Origin of the sequence: Streptomyces sp. NRRL S-378 (assembly GCF_000720645.1) — a bacterium.
GTDB lineage: Bacteria > Actinomycetota > Actinomycetes > Streptomycetales > Streptomycetaceae > Streptomyces.
The window spans coordinates 200,794-217,303 of sequence record NZ_JOBX01000011.1 but is presented as its reverse complement, the minus strand read 5'-3'; the positions used below and the strand labels follow the sequence as shown (position 1 = coordinate 217,303).

Annotated in this window: 12 protein-coding genes and 4 pseudogenes; 8 read left to right on the top strand and 8 right to left on the bottom strand. The window is 72.9% G+C overall.

The features are described 5' to 3' along the window. Positions 1-73: 73 nt before the first annotated feature. Positions 74-907, top strand: coding sequence for an enoyl-CoA hydratase/isomerase family protein (locus tag IH80_RS0111035; RefSeq protein WP_030959656.1), 834 nt, complete (start codon positions 74-76; stop codon positions 905-907). 19 nt (positions 908-926) lie between these two features. On the opposite strand, the gene IH80_RS0111030 is transcribed toward IH80_RS0111035, so the two are convergent. Next, on the bottom strand, positions 927-1,838 hold the full coding sequence (locus tag IH80_RS0111030) for an SDR family oxidoreductase (RefSeq protein ID WP_037879480.1): 912 nt from the start codon (positions 1,836-1,838) through the stop codon (positions 927-929). Between the two features lie 53 nt (positions 1,839-1,891). Next, the gene (locus tag IH80_RS0111025) at positions 1,892-3,019 is read right to left on the bottom strand and encodes a hypothetical protein (protein ID WP_158943391.1); all 1,128 of its coding nucleotides are present in this window, start codon (positions 3,017-3,019) and stop codon (positions 1,892-1,894) included. A gap of 212 nt (positions 3,020-3,231) precedes the next feature. Here IH80_RS0111025 and IH80_RS0111020 point away from each other — a divergent pair, with 212 nt between their 5' ends. The 6 genes from IH80_RS0111020 (at position 3,232) to IH80_RS0110995 (ending at position 8,841) form a co-directional block, all read left to right on the top strand. Continuing rightward, the gene (locus IH80_RS0111020; RefSeq protein ID WP_030959650.1) at positions 3,232-4,206 is read left to right on the top strand and encodes an NADPH:quinone oxidoreductase family protein; all 975 of its coding nucleotides are present in this window, start codon (positions 3,232-3,234) and stop codon (positions 4,204-4,206) included. Further along, positions 4,203-5,408 (top strand): acyl-CoA dehydrogenase family protein, encoded by a 1,206-nt coding sequence (locus IH80_RS0111015; protein ID WP_030959649.1) that lies wholly within the window; start codon positions 4,203-4,205, stop codon positions 5,406-5,408. The genes IH80_RS0111020 and IH80_RS0111015 overlap by 4 nt, the downstream gene beginning before the upstream one ends. Further along, positions 5,405-6,529, top strand: a complete 1,125-nt coding sequence (locus tag IH80_RS0111010; RefSeq protein ID WP_030959648.1) for an acyl-CoA dehydrogenase family protein — start codon at positions 5,405-5,407, stop codon at positions 6,527-6,529. Before IH80_RS0111015 ends, IH80_RS0111010 begins: the two co-directional genes overlap by 4 nt. 450 nt (positions 6,530-6,979) lie before the next feature. After that, complete coding sequence (locus tag IH80_RS0111005; RefSeq protein ID WP_051809079.1) at positions 6,980-7,519, top strand: GNAT family N-acetyltransferase; 540 nt, start codon at positions 6,980-6,982, stop codon at positions 7,517-7,519. A gap of 59 nt (positions 7,520-7,578) precedes the next feature. After that, complete coding sequence (locus tag IH80_RS0111000) at positions 7,579-7,947, top strand: tyrosinase family oxidase copper chaperone (protein WP_030959645.1); 369 nt, start codon at positions 7,579-7,581, stop codon at positions 7,945-7,947. A gap of 30 nt (positions 7,948-7,977) precedes the next feature. Then, entirely contained in the window at positions 7,978-8,841 is an 864-nt protein-coding gene (locus tag IH80_RS0110995; protein WP_030959643.1) for a tyrosinase family protein, read from the top strand. Between the two features lie 75 nt (positions 8,842-8,916). Here IH80_RS0110995 and IH80_RS45910 read toward each other — a convergent pair. The 5 genes and pseudogenes from IH80_RS45910 to IH80_RS39150 form a co-directional block, all read right to left on the bottom strand. Then, positions 8,917-9,843 (bottom strand): annotated as a pseudogene (locus IH80_RS45910) (DUF6192 family protein); the annotation flags it as partial. 236 nt (positions 9,844-10,079) lie between these two features. Next, entirely contained in the window at positions 10,080-11,882 is a 1,803-nt protein-coding gene (locus IH80_RS0110985; protein ID WP_030959641.1) for a hypothetical protein, read from the bottom strand. 209 nt (positions 11,883-12,091) lie between these two features. Next, positions 12,092-12,502: pseudogene (locus tag IH80_RS42135) on the bottom strand (helix-turn-helix domain-containing protein); the annotation flags it as partial. Then, positions 12,499-13,010: pseudogene (locus IH80_RS45905) on the bottom strand (hypothetical protein). The pseudogenes IH80_RS45905 and IH80_RS42135, both read right to left, overlap by 4 nt. Positions 13,011-13,032: 22 nt before the next feature. Then, positions 13,033-14,104, bottom strand: a pseudogene (locus IH80_RS39150) (MerR family transcriptional regulator). 220 nt (positions 14,105-14,324) lie between these two features. Here IH80_RS39150 and IH80_RS39145 point away from each other — a divergent pair. Continuing rightward, positions 14,325-14,912 (top strand): NUDIX domain-containing protein, encoded by a 588-nt coding sequence (locus IH80_RS39145; protein ID WP_078906429.1) that lies wholly within the window; start codon positions 14,325-14,327, stop codon positions 14,910-14,912. Positions 14,913-14,919: 7 nt separating this feature from the next. On the opposite strand, the gene IH80_RS0110965 is transcribed toward IH80_RS39145, so the two are convergent. Beyond that, positions 14,920-16,239: a hypothetical protein gene (locus IH80_RS0110965; protein WP_030959638.1), complete on the bottom strand. Its 1,320-nt coding sequence runs from the start codon at positions 16,237-16,239 to the stop codon at positions 14,920-14,922. Between the last annotated feature and the right edge of the window lie 271 nt (positions 16,240-16,510).

The window sequence follows — 16,510 nt, the reverse complement described above, 5'->3', positions numbered from 1 at the left end:
CGCCGCCCCCTCCACCCCTAGTCTGACGATTCGTCAGATATTGGCGGCCGTCGGACCGGGGGTGCGGGACAAGGTGATCGACACCATCTCCACGGAGATCGCGGAGGGCGAGGAGCGGATCCGCCTGGAGGTCGCGGACGGCGTCGCGGTCCTCACCCTCTGCCGCCCGGACAAGCTCAACGGCTGGAGCTGGGAGTCCAGCCGCCAGCTCGGCCTGCTCGCGGACCGGATCCGCTTCGACCCCTCGGTGCGGGCCGTGCTGCTGCGGGCCGAGGGCCGGGCCTTCTGCGCGGGCATCGACGTGACCGCCCCGGGCGGCGCCATCACCGGCGGTACCGCCGCCGAACGCACCCGCAACTACTACGAGGGCATCCGCTGGATCCACGAGCGCTTCGCGGTCCTGGCCCGGCTGCCCCAGCCGGTGGTGGCCGCGGTCCAGGGCTACTGCCTGGGCTTCGGCTTCGAACTGGCGCTGATGGCCGACGTCCGGGTGGCGGCACGGGACGCCGTCTTCGCCCTGCCCGAAGCCCGGTTGGGTGTGGCCGTGGACGCGGGCGGCGACCTGCGCATCGCCCGCGAGGCGGGCGCGGGCTGGGCGAAGTTCCTGGCCCTGACGGGCCGCCGGATCGACGCGGCGACCGCCGAGCGGCTCAACCTGGTCCAACTGGTCGTCGAACCGGGCGAGATGGAGGGCGTCGCGCGCGCCCTGGCGGCGGAGATCGCCGCCAACGCCCCCCTCGCGGTCCAGGGCATCAAACGCGCGGTCGACGCCTACGCCGACGCCGCCCTCCCCGCGGCCCTCGACCGGGTGGCGATGACCGCGGCCCTCACCCTCGCCTCGGACGACGCCCGCGAGGGCTACACCGCCAGGGCGGAGCGCCGCCCGCCCCGCTTCACCGGAGGCTGACCCCCGGGCCCGTGGGTTCCTACGCGCCGCCCGGCCCTGCGGTGAAGGGTCCGCGCCCCAGTTGCTCCCGTACCGGGACCACCTCGGGGCCGACCACCGTCCGGCGCTGCCAGTTGGCCCCGTCGACGACCAGGGTGTGGCCGGTGACGAACCGGGCGTAGGGGGAGGCCAGGAAGGTCGCGGCCCAGCCCAGTTCGCGCGGCTCACCGACCCGCAGTGCCGGCTGGCGGGCGTGCTGCGCGCCGGGCGCGGCCCGCTCCAGGCCGCCGCGGATGTCCGCGGTCATGTCGGCGTGCGGGAACAGGCCCGGGACCAGGCCGTTGATCTGGATGCCGTACGGGCCCCACTCCACGGCGAGGGTCTCGACGAGGTTCTTGACCCCGGCCTTGGCGGCGGCGCTGTGGACGAAGCCCGGCCCGCCCGTCCAGGCGTACGAGGCGCCGATGTCGACGATCGACCCGGGCGTGCCCGCGGCGAGGTGGCGGCGGCCGAACTCGCGGGTCATGAACCACGTACCGGTCAGGGTGATGTCGACCACCGCCCGCCAGGCGTTCGGGGTCAGGTCCTCCGCCGGGGAGGGGAAGTTGGCGGCCGCGTTGTTGACCAGTACGTCCGGCAGCCCGAGGGCCGCCTGCGCCGCGTCGAAGACCTCCGCGACCCGCTCGGGGTCCCTGATGTCGCAGACGGCGGCGGCCACCCGGCCCGCGCCCGGCACCGCCGCCAGCTCGTCCTGCGCCGCCTCGAGGCGCTCCGGACGTCGGCCCGCGATCAGCAGGTCGGCTCCGAGCCGCGCGAACTCGGTGGCCACGGCCTTGCCCAGCCCGGTGCCGCCGCCGGTCACGAGGACCACCTGCCCCGCGTACGTACCGGGGGGCAGGGCGGCGGCACCGAGCGGCGGCGGCGCGGGAAGGCCGCGCAGAGGGTTCTCCATGCGCCCATCGATAGCGCGCGGACGCTCAGATCACCATCCTCGCGGGCCCCGGACTAACTGCCCGGGTTGTACGCCTGCCGGGTCGCGCAGGTCCAGATCACCGGCTTGAGCTCGCCCTTCGCGTTGACCGCCGCCCCGCCGACCCGGTCTGCGTCCGAGACCGCGTCGGCCATGCTCGCCTGCCCCGCAGCCAGCCGCGGCAGGGCCTTGACCGGACCGGAGCCGGCCCGCAGGAGCGCCTGGTCCGGCAGGGTCAGCATGTCCGGGTGGAACTTGGCCGTGCCGACGCTGAGGTTCGTGGTCGGGCTGATCGCCTCGAACGTGGCGTACGGGTGCGAGCTCAGGCCCCCGGCCGTGGTGCCGGGGCCGGTGAGCGGGGGCTCCCAGACCCACGTCTGGTACTCGTGCCACGGTCCGGCCCAGTCGTAGCCGACGATCCGGCCGCTCTCGTCGAGGTCCTGGACGTAGCTGTCGTTCACGGACGGCGCCAGCAGCCGGGCGGCGGAGCCGTCCCCCGGCCACAGCACCGGATGTGTGCCCTCCAGGTGGGCGCCGGTCTCGGGGACCTCGTAGTCCTGGGTGGCCATGCCGAGGATGTCGCCCCGGTTGTTGATGCCCGTGACCATCGTGATCCGGGTGCCCGGGCCGGCTTCGGCGGGGACGGGCAGTTCACGGACCTTCTGGCCGTCCTTCCAGACGGCCCCGGGCCCGCTGCCGGAGCGGGACACCACGTACCCGGCGTCGTTGACGTCGGCCTCGGAGTCGTAGCCGTAGCTGTCCGGGAGCGGCGTGATCGCCGCCGCGCCCACCTGGTAGGTGAACAGGGAGGGGCCGCCGGAGCCGTGGAGGACGCCCACCATCAGGCCGTGCGCGTTGACGGCGAGCACCTGCCCCGACTGGTTCGGGTCGCTCAGCGGGACGCGGTGCACGGTGGTGCCGGTCCAGTAGACGGGCTGGTGGCCCGAGACGCCGACGGCGAGGTCGCCCGCGCCGAAGTCGAAGACGCCCTGGCTCTGCCGCATGTCGCGCACGTACGACTCGTCCCCGATCGAGCCGAGTACCTGGATCTTCGGCGTGCACTTCGCGCCGGGCACCGCGTCGGCCGCCACGGCCGGCCCGGCCGCGGTGATCAGGCCCGCCAGAACGACGGCGGCTCCGGCCGCGGACATGCTTCTTCTCATGTGGTGGTCCCCCCTGGACAGGTGCTGTTCCCCGTTGAGTCATGACACGTGCACGCCACATCTTGCCTGATGGTGTGGCGAATGTGGCCTGAAATGACGGGTGTTGTTTCGAGCCGGGCGCCATCCGCGCCCGTCGCCGGTTCACAGGAGGGCAAGCGACCGCTTAGTATGCGCCCGGAGCGTGATTCCTCGACGGCGGCTGGAGGCCCCGGATGCAGGCATGGCGAGTACATACCCCCGGCGAGCCCAGCGAGGCCATGCGCCTCGAAGAGGTTCCCGAACCCGTCCCCGGCGAGGGGGAGGTGAGACTCAGGGTGCTCGCCGCGAACGTCAACTTCCCCGACGCGCTGCTCGTCCGCGGGCAGTACCAGATCACACCGCCGCTGCCCTTCACCCCCGGCGTCGAGATCTGTGGCGAGACCCAGGACGGCCGGCGCGTCATCGCCACCCCGAGCCTGCCGCACGGCGGTTTCGCCGAGTACGTCACCGCACCGGCCCGCGCCCTGCTGCCGGCTCCGGACACCCTCGACGATGCCGAGGCTGCCGCCCTCCACATCGGCTACCAGACCGGCTGGTTCGGCCTGCACCGCCGCGCCGGCCTCCGGGCCGGCGAGACCCTCCTCGTGCACGCCGCCGCCGGCGGGGTCGGCAGCGCCGCCGTCCAGCTGGGCAAGGCCGCCGGAGCCACCGTCATCGGGGTCGTCGGGGGCAAGGACAAGGCCCGCACAGCCGAGGAACTCGGCTGCGACCTGGTGATCGACCGCACCGCGGAGGAGATCGCCCCCCGCGTCAAGGAGTTCACCGGCGGACGCGGCGCCGACGTCGTCTACGACCCGGTCGGCGGGGACGCCTACACCGCCTCCGCGAAATGCGTCGCCTTCGAGGGCCGGATCGTCGTCGTCGGCTTCGCGAGCGGCACGATCCCCGCCCCCGCCCTCAACCACGCCCTCGTGAAGAACTACTCCGTGCTCGGCCTGCACTGGGGCCTGTACGCGGCCAAGGACCCCGCCGCCGTCCTCGCCTGCCACACCGAGCTCACCCGGCTCGCCGCCGAAGGCGCGGTCACACCGCTGGTCAGCGAACGCGTCCCGCTCGCGGCCGCCGCCGACGCCGTGCAGCGCCTCGCCGACGGCACCACCACCGGCCGCCTGGTCGTCGTACCGGGCCTGGACGGAGCCGCCCGATGAGCACCGGAGCCACCCCCACCACCCCCGAGGCACTGCGCGCCCGCACCCGGGAGCTGCTCGCCGCGCACCCGCCCGCCGGGACCGGCCGCACCGAGTTCCTCCGCGCCCGCTTCGACGCCGGACTCGCCTGGGTCCACTACCCCGAGGGCCTCGGCGGACTCGGCGCACCCCGCTCCCTCCAGGCCGTGGTCGACGCCGAACTGGAGGCCGCCGGCGCCCCCGACAACGACCCGCGCCGGATCGGCATCGGCCTCGGCATGGCCGCGCCCACGATCCTCGCGTACGGCACCGAGGAACAGAAGCAGCGCTTCCTGCGGCCCCTGTGGGTGGGGGAGGAGGTCTGGTGCCAGCTCTTCAGCGAGCCCGGCGCGGGATCCGACCTGGCCGCGCTCGCCACCCGCGCCGTCCTCGACGAGGGCGCGGGCGAGTGGACCGTCGACGGCCAGAAGGTGTGGACCTCCAGCGCCCACACCGCCCGCTGGGGCATCCTCGTGGCCCGCACCGACCCGGCACTGCCCAAGCACCAGGGCATCACCTACTTCCTCTGCGACATGCACGCCCCCGGCGTCGAGGTGCGCCCGCTGCGCCAGATCACCGGCGAGGCCGAGTTCAACGAGGTCTTCCTCACCGGCGTCCGCATCCCCGACACCCACCGCCTCGGCGCCGTCGGCGAGGGCTGGGCGGTCGCCCGTACCACCCTGATGAACGAACGCGTCTCGATCGGCGGCATGCGCATCCCGCGCGAGGGCGGCATGATCGCACCCGTCGCCGCGGCCTGGCGCGAGCGCCCCGGACTGCGCACCCACGCCCTCCACCAGCGGCTGCTGGAACTGTGGGTCGAGGCCGAGGTCGCCCGCCTCACCGGGGAACGGCTGCGCCAGCAGCTCGCCGCCGGCCAGCCCGGCCCCGAGGGCTCCGGCATGAAGCTGACCTTCGCCCGGCTCAACCAGGAGATCAGCGGACTGGAGGTCGAACTCCTCGGCGAGGAGGGCCTCCTGTACGAGGACTGGACCATGCGCCGCCCGGAACTGGTCGACTTCACCGGCCGCGACGCCGGCTACCGCTACCTGCGCGCCAAGGGCAACAGCATCGAGGGCGGCACGAGCGAAATCCTCTGCAACATCGTCGCCGAACGCGTCCTCGGCCTGCCCCCCGAGCCGCGCGACGACAAGGACCTCGCATGGAAGGACCTGTCCCGATGACGGCACCGACAGCGCCGGCGGCCCCGGCCGACCTCCTCTACTCCGAGGCCGAGGAGGAGCTGCGCGCCGCCGTACGCTCGCTCCTCGCCGACCGGTGCGACGCCAAGGGGATCCTCGCCCGGGCCGAGACCGGCCGGCCGCACGACCCGGCCCTGTGGCACACCCTCGCCGTCGAGATCGGCACGGCCGGGCTCCTCGTACCCGAGAAGCTCGGCGGACTGGGCGCGGGCCACCGTGAGGCGGCCGTGGTGCTGGAGGAGCTGGGCCGCGCCGTGGCGCCCGTCCCGTACCTCACGAGTGCCGTGCTCGCCACGGAGATCCTGCTCGGCTGCGACACCGCCGACGCGGCCCCGCTGCTGGCGGAGCTGGCCTCGGGGCGCACGGTCTGCGCCCCGGCCGTGCCGCTGACCCTCGCCCCCGGGGCCCGCCTGCCGGCCCCCGTGCGGGACTCCGGCGGGGGGATCCTGACCGGCAGGGTCACCGCCGTGGCGGACGCGGTGGCCGCCGACGTCCTGCTCGTCCTGGCCGACACCGGGCTGTACGCGGTCCGTGCCGGGGAAGCCGGCGTGACCCCGCTCGTTCCGCTGGACCTGACCCGCCCGCTCGCCACCGTCACCCTGGAGGCGGCCCCGGGCACCCGCCTCGCCGACCCGGCCACGGCCCGGGCGGCCGTCGCCGGAGCGCTGCTCTCCGCCGCGGGACTGCTCGCGTCCGAGCAGGTCGGGCTGGCCGAGTGGTGCCTGACCGAGACCGTCGGACACGTCAAGGGCCGCTACCAGTTCAACCGGCCCGTCGGCTCCTTCCAGGCCCTCAAGCACCGTCTGGCGCGGCTCTGGCTCGACGTGGCCTCCGCCCGGGCGGCGGCCAGGGCAGCGGCCGACGCCCTCGCCACCGGAGCCCCCGACGCGCCCCTCACGGTCGCCGTCGCCCAGGCCTACTGCTCGGGGGTGGCCGTTCGCGCCGCCGAGGAGTGCGTCCAGCTCCACGGAGGCATCGGCATGACGTGGGAACACCCCGCCCACCTCTACCTCAAGCGGGCCAAGGCCGACTCCCTCGCCCTCGGCACAGCGGGCCACCACCGCGGCCTGGTAGCCGACTTCGCGGAACTCCCCGCCCCCTAAGGCGCCTTGCCGGTCGTGCCGGGCCCGTGGCGCGGCGTCCGGGCCGCCGCGACCACGGGGCCGCCGCGACCACGGGGCCGCCGCGACCACGGGGCCGCGGCGGCCCGCGCGGTCCTCCCGTCGCCCGCCCCGGCCGGTCCGACAGGGGGCCGGCGAGGTCGTGCGCGACGTCCTGTGCGGCGAGTTCCCGTCCCCGCTGCTGCGCGAGGAGGGCTGCGCGACGGCCGCGCTCGCTGGCGCCTACGCCTCCCTCGCCCCGCGCGGGACCGTCGGCCCGGACACGGCCGCCCCGCCGTCTCCGCCGGCCTCGTCCTCCCCTGCGGCCGGCCGCGATCTTCCGCGACCCGCGCCCGCGCCCGCACCCGCACCCGCCCCCGCACCCGCACGCGCACGCGCACCCGCACCTGCCCCGCCTCCGGCGGGTCCCCGGCTGATCCCTATGCTCGCCGCATGACCACCATGATCACCCGGCTCTCCGCGGCCGGACTGCGCGCCCACCGCGACGAACTCGCCGCCCTCCTGCACGCCGTGGTCGCCGACGGCTCCTCGCTCGGCTTCCTCGCGGGCCTCGCCCCGGCGGACGCCGCCGCCTGGTGGGACTCCCTGCTGCCCGCCGTCGAGGACGGGTCCCTCGCCCTGTGGGTCTCCCGTACCGGCGCCGACGGCCCCCTCGACGGCACCGTCAGCTGGTACCGGCAGTCCAAGCCCAACGGCCGCCACCGCGCCGAGCTGCGCAAGCTCATGGTCCACCCGGACTCCCGGGGCCGCGGCACCGCCCGCGCCCTCCTCGCGCACGCCGAGAGCGAGGCCGCCCGCGCCGGAGTTCTGCTGCTGTTCCTGGACACCGAGACCGGCAGCGGCGCAGAGCGCGTCTACCGCTCCGCGGGCTGGACGGAGGCGGGCACCATCCCGGACTACGCCACCGACCCGGCGGGCCGGCTGCACCCCACCACCCTCTTCTACAAACGGCTCCCGGGCGTCCGCGGGTGACCTCGCCCGCCGCGCGGCGTTAGACCCGTAGCCGCCGGAGACCGAGCGAGGGAGACCGCATGTCCGCAGCAACCGCCGCCGCACCACTGACCCGACGCGCGCTCCTGCGCGCGGCGTTCACCGCGGCCGTGCTGGCCGGTACGGGTGCGGCCCTGGCCCCGGTACTGCGCGCCCGCCGGCCCCGGCAGACCCTCACCCCGGCGCCGCTCGCCGAGGAGGAGACGTACCGCGGCCGGCACATCGCCGTGGACGTCGCCGGGGTACGCATCGACGGCCGCCCGCTGCACGTCATGCGGCGGGCCGACGGCAGTTACCTGAGCGGGATCAACCACTTCCAGTCCTATCCGACCCCACTGGAACTGGCCCGGGCCGCCGTCGACGAACTGGGCACGGCCCAGCTGGCGTTCGCGGCCCCGCACCACGGCTGACACAGACACGGGAACGGGAGGACCCCCGCTTTGCACGTCCGGCAGAACCAGAAGAACCTCACCAGCGCCCAGAAGAAGCGGTTCACCGCAGCGGTACTGGAGCTGAAGCGCAGCGGTGCCTACGACGCCCTGGTGCGCACCCACGACAAGTACTTCGTGCCCGACCGCGACCGCAAGCTGCGCGTCGGGCACATGTCGCCGTCCTTCTTCCCGTGGCACCGGCTCTATCTGCTGGACTTCGAGAAGCAGTTGCGGCAGATCGACCCGGGCGTCTCCGTCCCGTACTGGGACTGGACCACCGACACCAGCCCGGTCTCCTCGCTCTGGGCGGACGACTTCCTCGGCGGCACCGGCCGCGCCACCGACCGCAAGGTGATGACCGGTCCGTTCGCCTACGACAAGGGCGACTGGACGGTGACCGTGGGCATCACGGAGTCCGCGTTCCTCACCCGCAACCTGGGCCGGCCTCAGAACCCGATCGCGCTGCCCACACCGGCCGAACTGCAGTGGGCGATCGACGATCCCGTCTACGACGTCTCGCCCTGGGACTCCACGGCCACGGCGGGCGGCTTCCGCAACAAGCTGGAGGGCTGGGCGGCCCCCAGGAGCGAACGCTGGCGCAACCACAACAAGGTCCACCAGTGGATCGGCGGCCACATGACCGGTGGTACGGCACCCAACGACCCGGCGTTCTGGCTGCACCACGCCTTCGTGGACCTGATCTGGGACCGCTGGCAGCAGAAGCACCCCCGCTCCGGCTACCTGCCGGCGGCGCCCCTGCCCCTCGGCGACCTTCAGCGCGGCCGGGTGATCGCCCTCGACGAGCCGATGCCGCCGTGGGGCGTCACCCCGCGCGAGGCCCTCGGCCACCAGGGCCAGTACCGCTACGAATGACCCGTCCTCCCGCCTGCCCGCCCGCGCGGGTGCCGGGAGCCGGGCACAGGGGAAGGGCCCCCGCCGCACGGCGGGGGCCCTTCGGATCCAGTCGAGCGTCGCCCGTACTCGGGCGACGTTCTCGTGAATGATCACCCTCTCGTCGTCGCTGAGCTGCCGGTCCCGCATCCCTGGAACGACCCGTCCGGAGGCCGCGACGAACGCGTGGCAAGCGGTGATCAGGTCCAGGAACTCCCCCGAGCGGTCGATCCGCTTCACCGCCGGCGCGACCGGACTCGTGCGCTCGAAGTCCTCGCGGGCCTGCCGGCCCCGCTCGACCAGAGCGTGATTGACCTGGTGACGGGCGGTGTCGTCCGACATGGCCCGGAAGGCGACGTCCGGGCGCCGCAGCAGGCCCGTGGTCACCGTCGCGGCGATGTGGTCGTCGCGGGTCAGCTCCTCGACCGCCCGGACCCGGTCTTCCTGCCGGACCTGGGCGACGACCGTGGGCCGCTTGAGCAGATCGCCAGTGACCACCGCAGCGATCTGCTCGTCCTCTACCAGCAGGTGGGCCGCACTGATCCGGTCCTCTTGGCGGACCTGGGCGACCACGGACGGACGTCGCAGCAGGTCACCCGTGACGACCGCGGCGACTTCCTCGTCCCTCGCGAGGGTGTGGATCGCGCTGACCTTCTCCTGCGGGGTGATCGGCCTCTCGCCCTGACGGCCGACCCTCCGCGACGCGTCGTCGGGAGTCCACCGGGCCTTCCCTCCCGGTGGGGTCAGGATCGCGGTGAACCGCTCCTCCTCGTTCGAGATGCCCGCCAGGATTCGGTGGACCGTGAAGGACACGCGGGCCTGCCGATGGTGTTTGGGCCACCGCGAAGCGACCCAACGGGCCCCGTTCACGGCTGAGTAGGACAAGCCGATGTCCTCGGCCAGGCGGAACAGCGAGTCCTTGACCGTGAACAACTCGAGGCGTTTGACGACGCGGGGTCGGGTGCGGATGCGCCGGTTGGGCATGAGATCGGCCAGGACGCGTCGGCCGCCCCCGCCGACCCGCCGGGCCGGGCCGGCCGGGCCGGGAGCCGAACACCGGTGGCCGGCCAGCAGGCGGTACCGGAACCCTTTCCGGGAGTGGGCGGAGAGCCGGCGCGCCGCCATGCTCGGATCCGGCCACGAGACCGCGCACGGCCCGCATCCGCAGCGGGTGCCCGGACACGCCCCGGGGAGCCCGGGCCGCAGCAGGCCCGGCCCCCTCACCCGTCGGCCTGGTGCCGCAGTCCGACAGCTCGGGCGTACTCCGGATTCCCGCCGGTGACCCGGGAGTACGTCTTCGGGTCGGCGGCGGCGATGCGTTCGAGCGCGGCAGCGGCCCGCTCGCCCGGCCGGCGCCCGTAGTCGGGCAGGCGCCAGGTGAGGCGGACCCACTGGCCGGCCTCGTCGCCGACCGGGTCGCGGCCGGCGCCGGGCCCGTACCAGAAGTCCACTTCGACGGTGTCCTCGTACGGGCCGGCCGGGCGGCACCAACTCCGCAGGATGCCCCAGCGGGCCAGCAGGCCGGGCCGCTCCCCGAGCCCGGCCTGGATGAGGCGGGCGGTGGTGCGCGCAGGCCGGCACCAGGTGTCGTCCGCCCGGGCACGGTCGACCTCGGCGTCGTAGGCCGCGGCGTCGAACCGGTGCTCGGGCAGCCTTGGTCCGATGCCGTCCTGATGGGGCCCGTGCCACACGACGTGGTCCCCGTCCCGTCGCACGGTCACGGACAGCGTTCCGCAGCACCCTTCGCCGCACTCCGCCGTCGACAGCGTGACGGTGCGCTCCTCGGGCGTCGCCCGCAGCAGGTCCTGGCCGAGGAGGTGCTCCGGCGACGGGCTGCGGCCCGCGGGGAACAGACGGGGCACCAGCGGGCGGCCGTCCAGCAGGATCCGGGCCTCCACGTGGCCACCGATCTCCGGATCGTGTTCGACCACGTGGATCCGCAGGCCGTTCGGGGTGGTGCGGTCGAGGGGCTCCCGTCGCATGCGCCGGATCCAGTCGGCCCGGTACCGGTCCCGGTGTCGATGGCCGCCGTCCGGCACCGCCGCCCAGGCCGGGGTGCCCAGCAGGCGCTCCAGCCGCTCCAGCAGTTCCTCCCGCAGCCCCGGGGGCCAGTCCAGGAGTACGGACGCACCGCTGGACAGGTCCAGGACGAGCGAGAGCAGGATCGCGTGGTGGTCGAGGGTGGGCGGGAGCCGGTCGGCCCGACGCACCAGCGCCCTGTAAACGGGGATGGCCGGCCCGTAGCCGAGGACCTCGGCGGGGGAGCTGGTCTCCAGCGCCATCCGGGTCAGCAGCCGGCCGCCCTGCGCCAGGACGAACGCATCGACGGACTCGTCCTGCAGCAGGTCGGCGAGGCGGACCGCCACGGCGATGTGGCGGGCCCGGGAGCTGCTCGTGCCGGGCCCCACGGGCAGGTTCAGCAGCCACCGACGGGCTGCCGGGTCCTCACGTGAGGCGAGCGCGTCGATCACCACGCCGTGATCCTGCGGATCCAGCAGGTCCATGAGCCGGATCAGCACCTCGGTGTCGCACCGTAGTGCCGAGAGGGCCGTGACGACGGGCCGGAGGAAGCCCTGCAGCAGGGCCAGTGTGATGAGCTGGGGCACGTCCTCCGGCCCGCCGAGGCGGCCGACCAGGTGGATTCCCGCCCCCAGCGCCGTCGGATCGGATGCCGTACGGACCAGCTGACGGCCCAGTGCGAGGGCTGCGGACTCGTTCGTCAGGGGCAGCCGCGCGAGGGGATGGTGCACGAGGTCCGGGCGCACACCCAGCTGGGGCAACCGCCGGTCCAGCGTTGCCGCTGCCCCGACCGGATCGGGGTCGTCCACAGCGGGACCGAGCAACTGGGCCAGGAGCCGGGTGGCTTCCCTGAAGCGCAGTGCGGAGCGTGGCCGCTCACCGGGTACGGGGTAGCCGTGGGCGGGAGCCTGTCCGTCCGGCTCGATGCCGTGGCGGAACAGGGCGTAGTCGTGGAGGGAGGTCGTCCGGGAGGTGAGCGCCGGGCGCTCTTCGCGGGCGCTCACCGGGTGGGGTGGGACTCGATTCCGTAGGTCATGTCCCGCAGCATGCCGCAGTGATCATCCGGCGTCCACCGAGAAAACGCCCCCCGCGGATACGGCCGTTGACCTGGAGAGCTGCCCCGGTACTCGCCGAAAGCGGTGGCGGCGGGTAGGGCCACACCGTGCCGACCTCCGGCACGTCACCCCAGGCCACGCTGACGATGCACCCGCCGTCGGGCGTGGATTTGCCGCGGCTGCCGGTTGCCCGCACCGTCGGGGTCGATGAATCGGCGTCGGTTGAGGCCGATCTCGGCCAGGTGCCTGCTCACAGTCCTTCGGCCGATCGGCGTGCCGGCCTGGGACAGCTCGAAGGCAATCCTGGCCGCGGACCACTTGTGGGTGCGGCGCAGTTCTTCTGTGAGGCCGAGGATCTCGGACGGTGTCGCGGTGGGCTGGTGGTGAGGTGCGGAGGAGCAGTCCTCAAGCCCGAGTTCGCCGTGTCGCCGGTATCGGTTGACCCACTTCGATGCACATGCCCGGGAGATCCCCATCTCGGCTGCAACGTGGGCGATGGGCCTCGTACGGCATCGCTCGACGAGGCGACGCCGTCCTTCCACCGTGAGGGGTGCATTCTTGTGCGTCACGCAGCGGAACCAGGCGCAGAGGCTCGCGCCGTGACTGGTCTCGCCCGTCGATAGCCTCAGCGACGTCTTGGATGGCGCCGCGAAGAAGGTCACCGTAGGGATCCTGAGGAAGGGCGGGGGTGTGCGTCTTGGCCGCGTTGATGTGCTCGGTGGCGGCTTCGAAGGATCCGAGCCGACGGTAGTTGTCGGCGAGGTTGAGGTGCAGGGAAGGGTAGAAACCAGCGATGTGGAGGCCGGCGTGGTGCTCCTGGACGCGCTGTTCGGTCACGGCGTCGGCGGCGTCCAGGGCCCGGATGTCCCAGGCGAGGGCCTGGGCGGGATCTTCGTGGAGATCTGCCAGGTAGTGGGCAAGCGAGCAGCGGTGCAGCGGGTCACCGGTGACACCGATCGCAGACCACAGGCCCAGCAGTTTCTGGCGGGCGGAGTCACTGTTACCTGCGCGGCCCTCGGCGACGGCGTGGCCTATTGCTTCCATGGTCGGGTCGGGGCTGGCGGGTGCGGTGGTCATGGAGTGTTCCTCATCGTTCTTCTCAGGCGGCGTGGTCGGGCTTGATGGGCATGGCCAGGGTGGTGAGATCGCCGCGGTCGGCGGATCGGATCGCGACGGGCTGGTCGTGTCCCCGTAGGTCGAGCAATACGTCGGGGCCGATCGCCGTGCTCACGGCGGGATAGAGCGTGGTCAGCTCGAACCAGATCCGGAGGGCCTGGCCCGACGCGGTGGCGGGGAGTGGGATATCGGGGTGCCCGTCGTCCGCTGACATGACGCTCACTCCGTGGTCAGCGACATGCAGCCCGATGCGCTCGCCGGGGTGCTCTTCCAGGGTTCGCAGGAGCAGATCCTTCGAGACCGTCGCACGCGTCGTGACCTCGCCCAGTGACGCGAGCATCAGCCGATAGTCGGGAAACTCCTCGGGCAGCAACCGACAGTGCCGGTCCTCGCGGTCGGCCACGCGGAACCAGATCCCGTTCGCGACCACTTCCAGTCGCACCAGCGGGCTGCGGCGGCTCGCCGCGACCGCAGCCCGCAGTTCGTCGCCATTGACCGTGCCGGCCCACATCTGACCAGGTGGTTCAGCCGGTACCAGGGTTCGAGTGGAGAGCCGGTATCGGTCCGTCGCGGTCAGGGTGACTGCCTCATGACCTGCCTCGATGCGCAGACCGGCGAGTGCCGGCATCCAGGGCTCATACGCGGCCGCGGTCAGGACTTGCTCGACCGCATCCGCCAGCACGGGCCCCTTCACCACCGCAATGGGAAGGCTTGGCGCATTGCCGAGCGCAGACTTGATGACAGCAGCCTTCTGCTGCATGGTCGCCGCATCCTCAACAATCCTGGCGACATGCTCATCGAGGAGCCGGGAAGCCTCGCCGGTCCTGGAACCAAGTACAGCCTCGACGGCAGCCAGGGGCATGTCGAGCTCGCGAAGCCGACGCACCGCGGTCGCCCGAGCCACCTGGTCAGTGCTGTAGTAGCGGTAGCCCGAGACCGGGTACGACCTCGGCAGGGGGCAGCAGCCCGGAGTCGGCATAGAACCGCAACGCGCTGGAGGTCAGACCGCTGCGTTGGGCGAAGGCCCCGATCGGCATCAGCTCATCATTTGGCACCGCGCCATCATCAAGCTTCAACCAACTCGAAGGTCAACACCGACGAGCAGCGACAACAACCTCATGGCCAGCAACACCCAGAGGTCGAAGCTGAGGCGCTTCGCGAGGCGGCTGGCGGCGCACGAGGCCAGGCCGGACCCCTGATCGGCCTGGCGATCAAGACCATCACCGGGACAGACGCCTGAGCCTGGCGAACACAACAACTACGGGAGCCCGCATCATGAGCGAGATCACTGAGACCGTCCCCGCCGTCTTACGCGGCTGGTCGGTGAGCTGGCCGGAGTACAAGCCGGCGGACGTCACGCCGGCCGAGCTGCGGCCCGAGGCCTTGGCCCGCCAGGTGCCCGGCTGGCGCCGAGGCCGCCGCGACGCCAGCGACGTACTGGACTGGGAGCAGCGCCGGTCCGTCGCGCTCGTGCCGTTCCAGCTCGACGCGCAGGGCTGGCCCCTGCACCCGCAGGGCCGGACCGGCCGCACCGGCAGGAACTTGGGGAAGTGGGGTGAGAACGCCGCCGCCGACCCCATCGTGGTCGCGGGCACCGGACGGGACCGCCGGCTCCTGCTGATCACCCGGGACGACATCCTCGAAGAGGCCATCCCCGGGGGGATGGTCGGCCCGGGCGAGACCGCCCCGCAGGCTCTGGTGCGGGAGCTGCGCGAGGAGACGGGCGTGGACCTGGCCGACCACCGCCCCGTGATCCTCGGCAAGGGCATCGTGGACGACTGGCGCAACACCGACCGCGCGTGGGGACTTAGCTTCCTCGGCCGCGCTCACAGCCACGCCGCGCCCGGCCCGCGATCGAAGTGATGGATCGTCAGAGGTGGTTCACCGTAGCTGCGCTATCCGCCCAGAGCCAGTTCACGGGTGAGTACTGCTTCTTCAGCGCGGTGCGCTCGCGCCCGTAACCCTTCAGCGCGGTCTCCACCGCCGCTGCCAGGTCGTCCAGCTCCTGTGGCACTGGCACGCTCAGCAGCAGGTGCTGCTTGCGGTGTGCGAGGAGCAGCTCCCCTGCGGGTGTGCACTCCAGCAGGGTGAAGTGGACGAGGGCCTTGAAGGGCTTCTCCGAAGTGGGCATCCGGACGCGCAGCGCCCCGTCGGCGCTCCACGCGTACAGGCCGTAGCGGTTGAGGTGGAAGGCACGGGCGCGGTGCGGGTCGGCGACCACGGTGAAGTCGAAGCCGGTGAACGGGCTGTCCTCGCGCAGGTGCAGGCCTCCAAGCCGGCCCTGCAACACCCCGCGGTCGTCGACGAGGGCGAAGCTGAACTCCTGCCCCCGGTTGGTCGAACGGTAGGTCTTCCCGAACACCGGGACGACGAACAGGCCGTCGCCGAGCGCGGCCGGGCGGGTCATCTTGGAATCGAGGTACCCGTAGAGACTGCCGCTGGTTCCGGTGAGCTCCGAGAGGGCCTCGGTCAACGAGGGCAAGGGCCGGTTGCCGCGCACCACCGGCTCGTCGGCGTAGCGCACATGAGCGAAGGAGCCGGTGTCGCTCTGGCGGTCGGTACGAGCGTCCAGGGTCGCGATGGCGCGGAGTACGGGCTTGCGACCCGGGCCGAGGGCCGTGCCGGGTTCGGAGACGGCGACGATGTTGGGGTGGGCGCCGGCCCAGTTGCTGAGCCCGTACTCGGAGGTCATGCACAGCAGGCGGCCCGCAGGGGTGACGGCGATCGACGCGGCAAACGGGTCCTCCCCGGGTCCGGGCTGCGACTCCAGGCCCCAGGGCATCGGCCAGGAGACGAGGACCTCGTCCAGGTCCGGGGAGAGGACGTGTGTGTTGCCGGGCCTGGAGCTGACGGCGACAGCGCCGTTCGGGAGGACGGCCAGAGTCGCGCCGTCGCCCCGCGGTATGGCCGAGGGGCCGCCGCCCGGAACCGGCTGTCCGAACACGGCGGTGGCGGTGGGCGTTCCGTCAGAGCCGTGGCGGGTGATCAGCTGGTAGTCGAAGTTCTGCTCGCCAGGATCGGCCGCGCCGGTCGCCTGCGGACGGTAGCGGCGCAGGCCGGACAGCGCGTAGGTGTCGCCAGCGGCGGTCGCCACCGCGTGATCGACCCTGAGCCCCCATCCGCCGACTTCGGGGTCGAGACGGTGGAGGTCCAGAAGGGACGCGGGTGCGGTGATCGGCAGCAGTGTCATACCGGCATCCTCTCCCCTGCCGCTGACATCACACTCAGTGAGCCCTCCACGGAAGGTGTGATGTCGCAGAAGACGCAGTTGGTGGGCATCGGACTCCTGGCTTCGTGCATGCGAATGGGCAGCGTTTTGACGCTGGTTCGGGAGGCAGGATGTCCTTGAGGCCGGGGCCGATTGTTCACAGGTTTCGGAGGCAGGCGGCCTTCGGCTGGCGGCTGGGTCTGACAGGGAGCCTGGTTCGCCGGGCCGTTCATGTACGGAAGTGTCGTGCCTA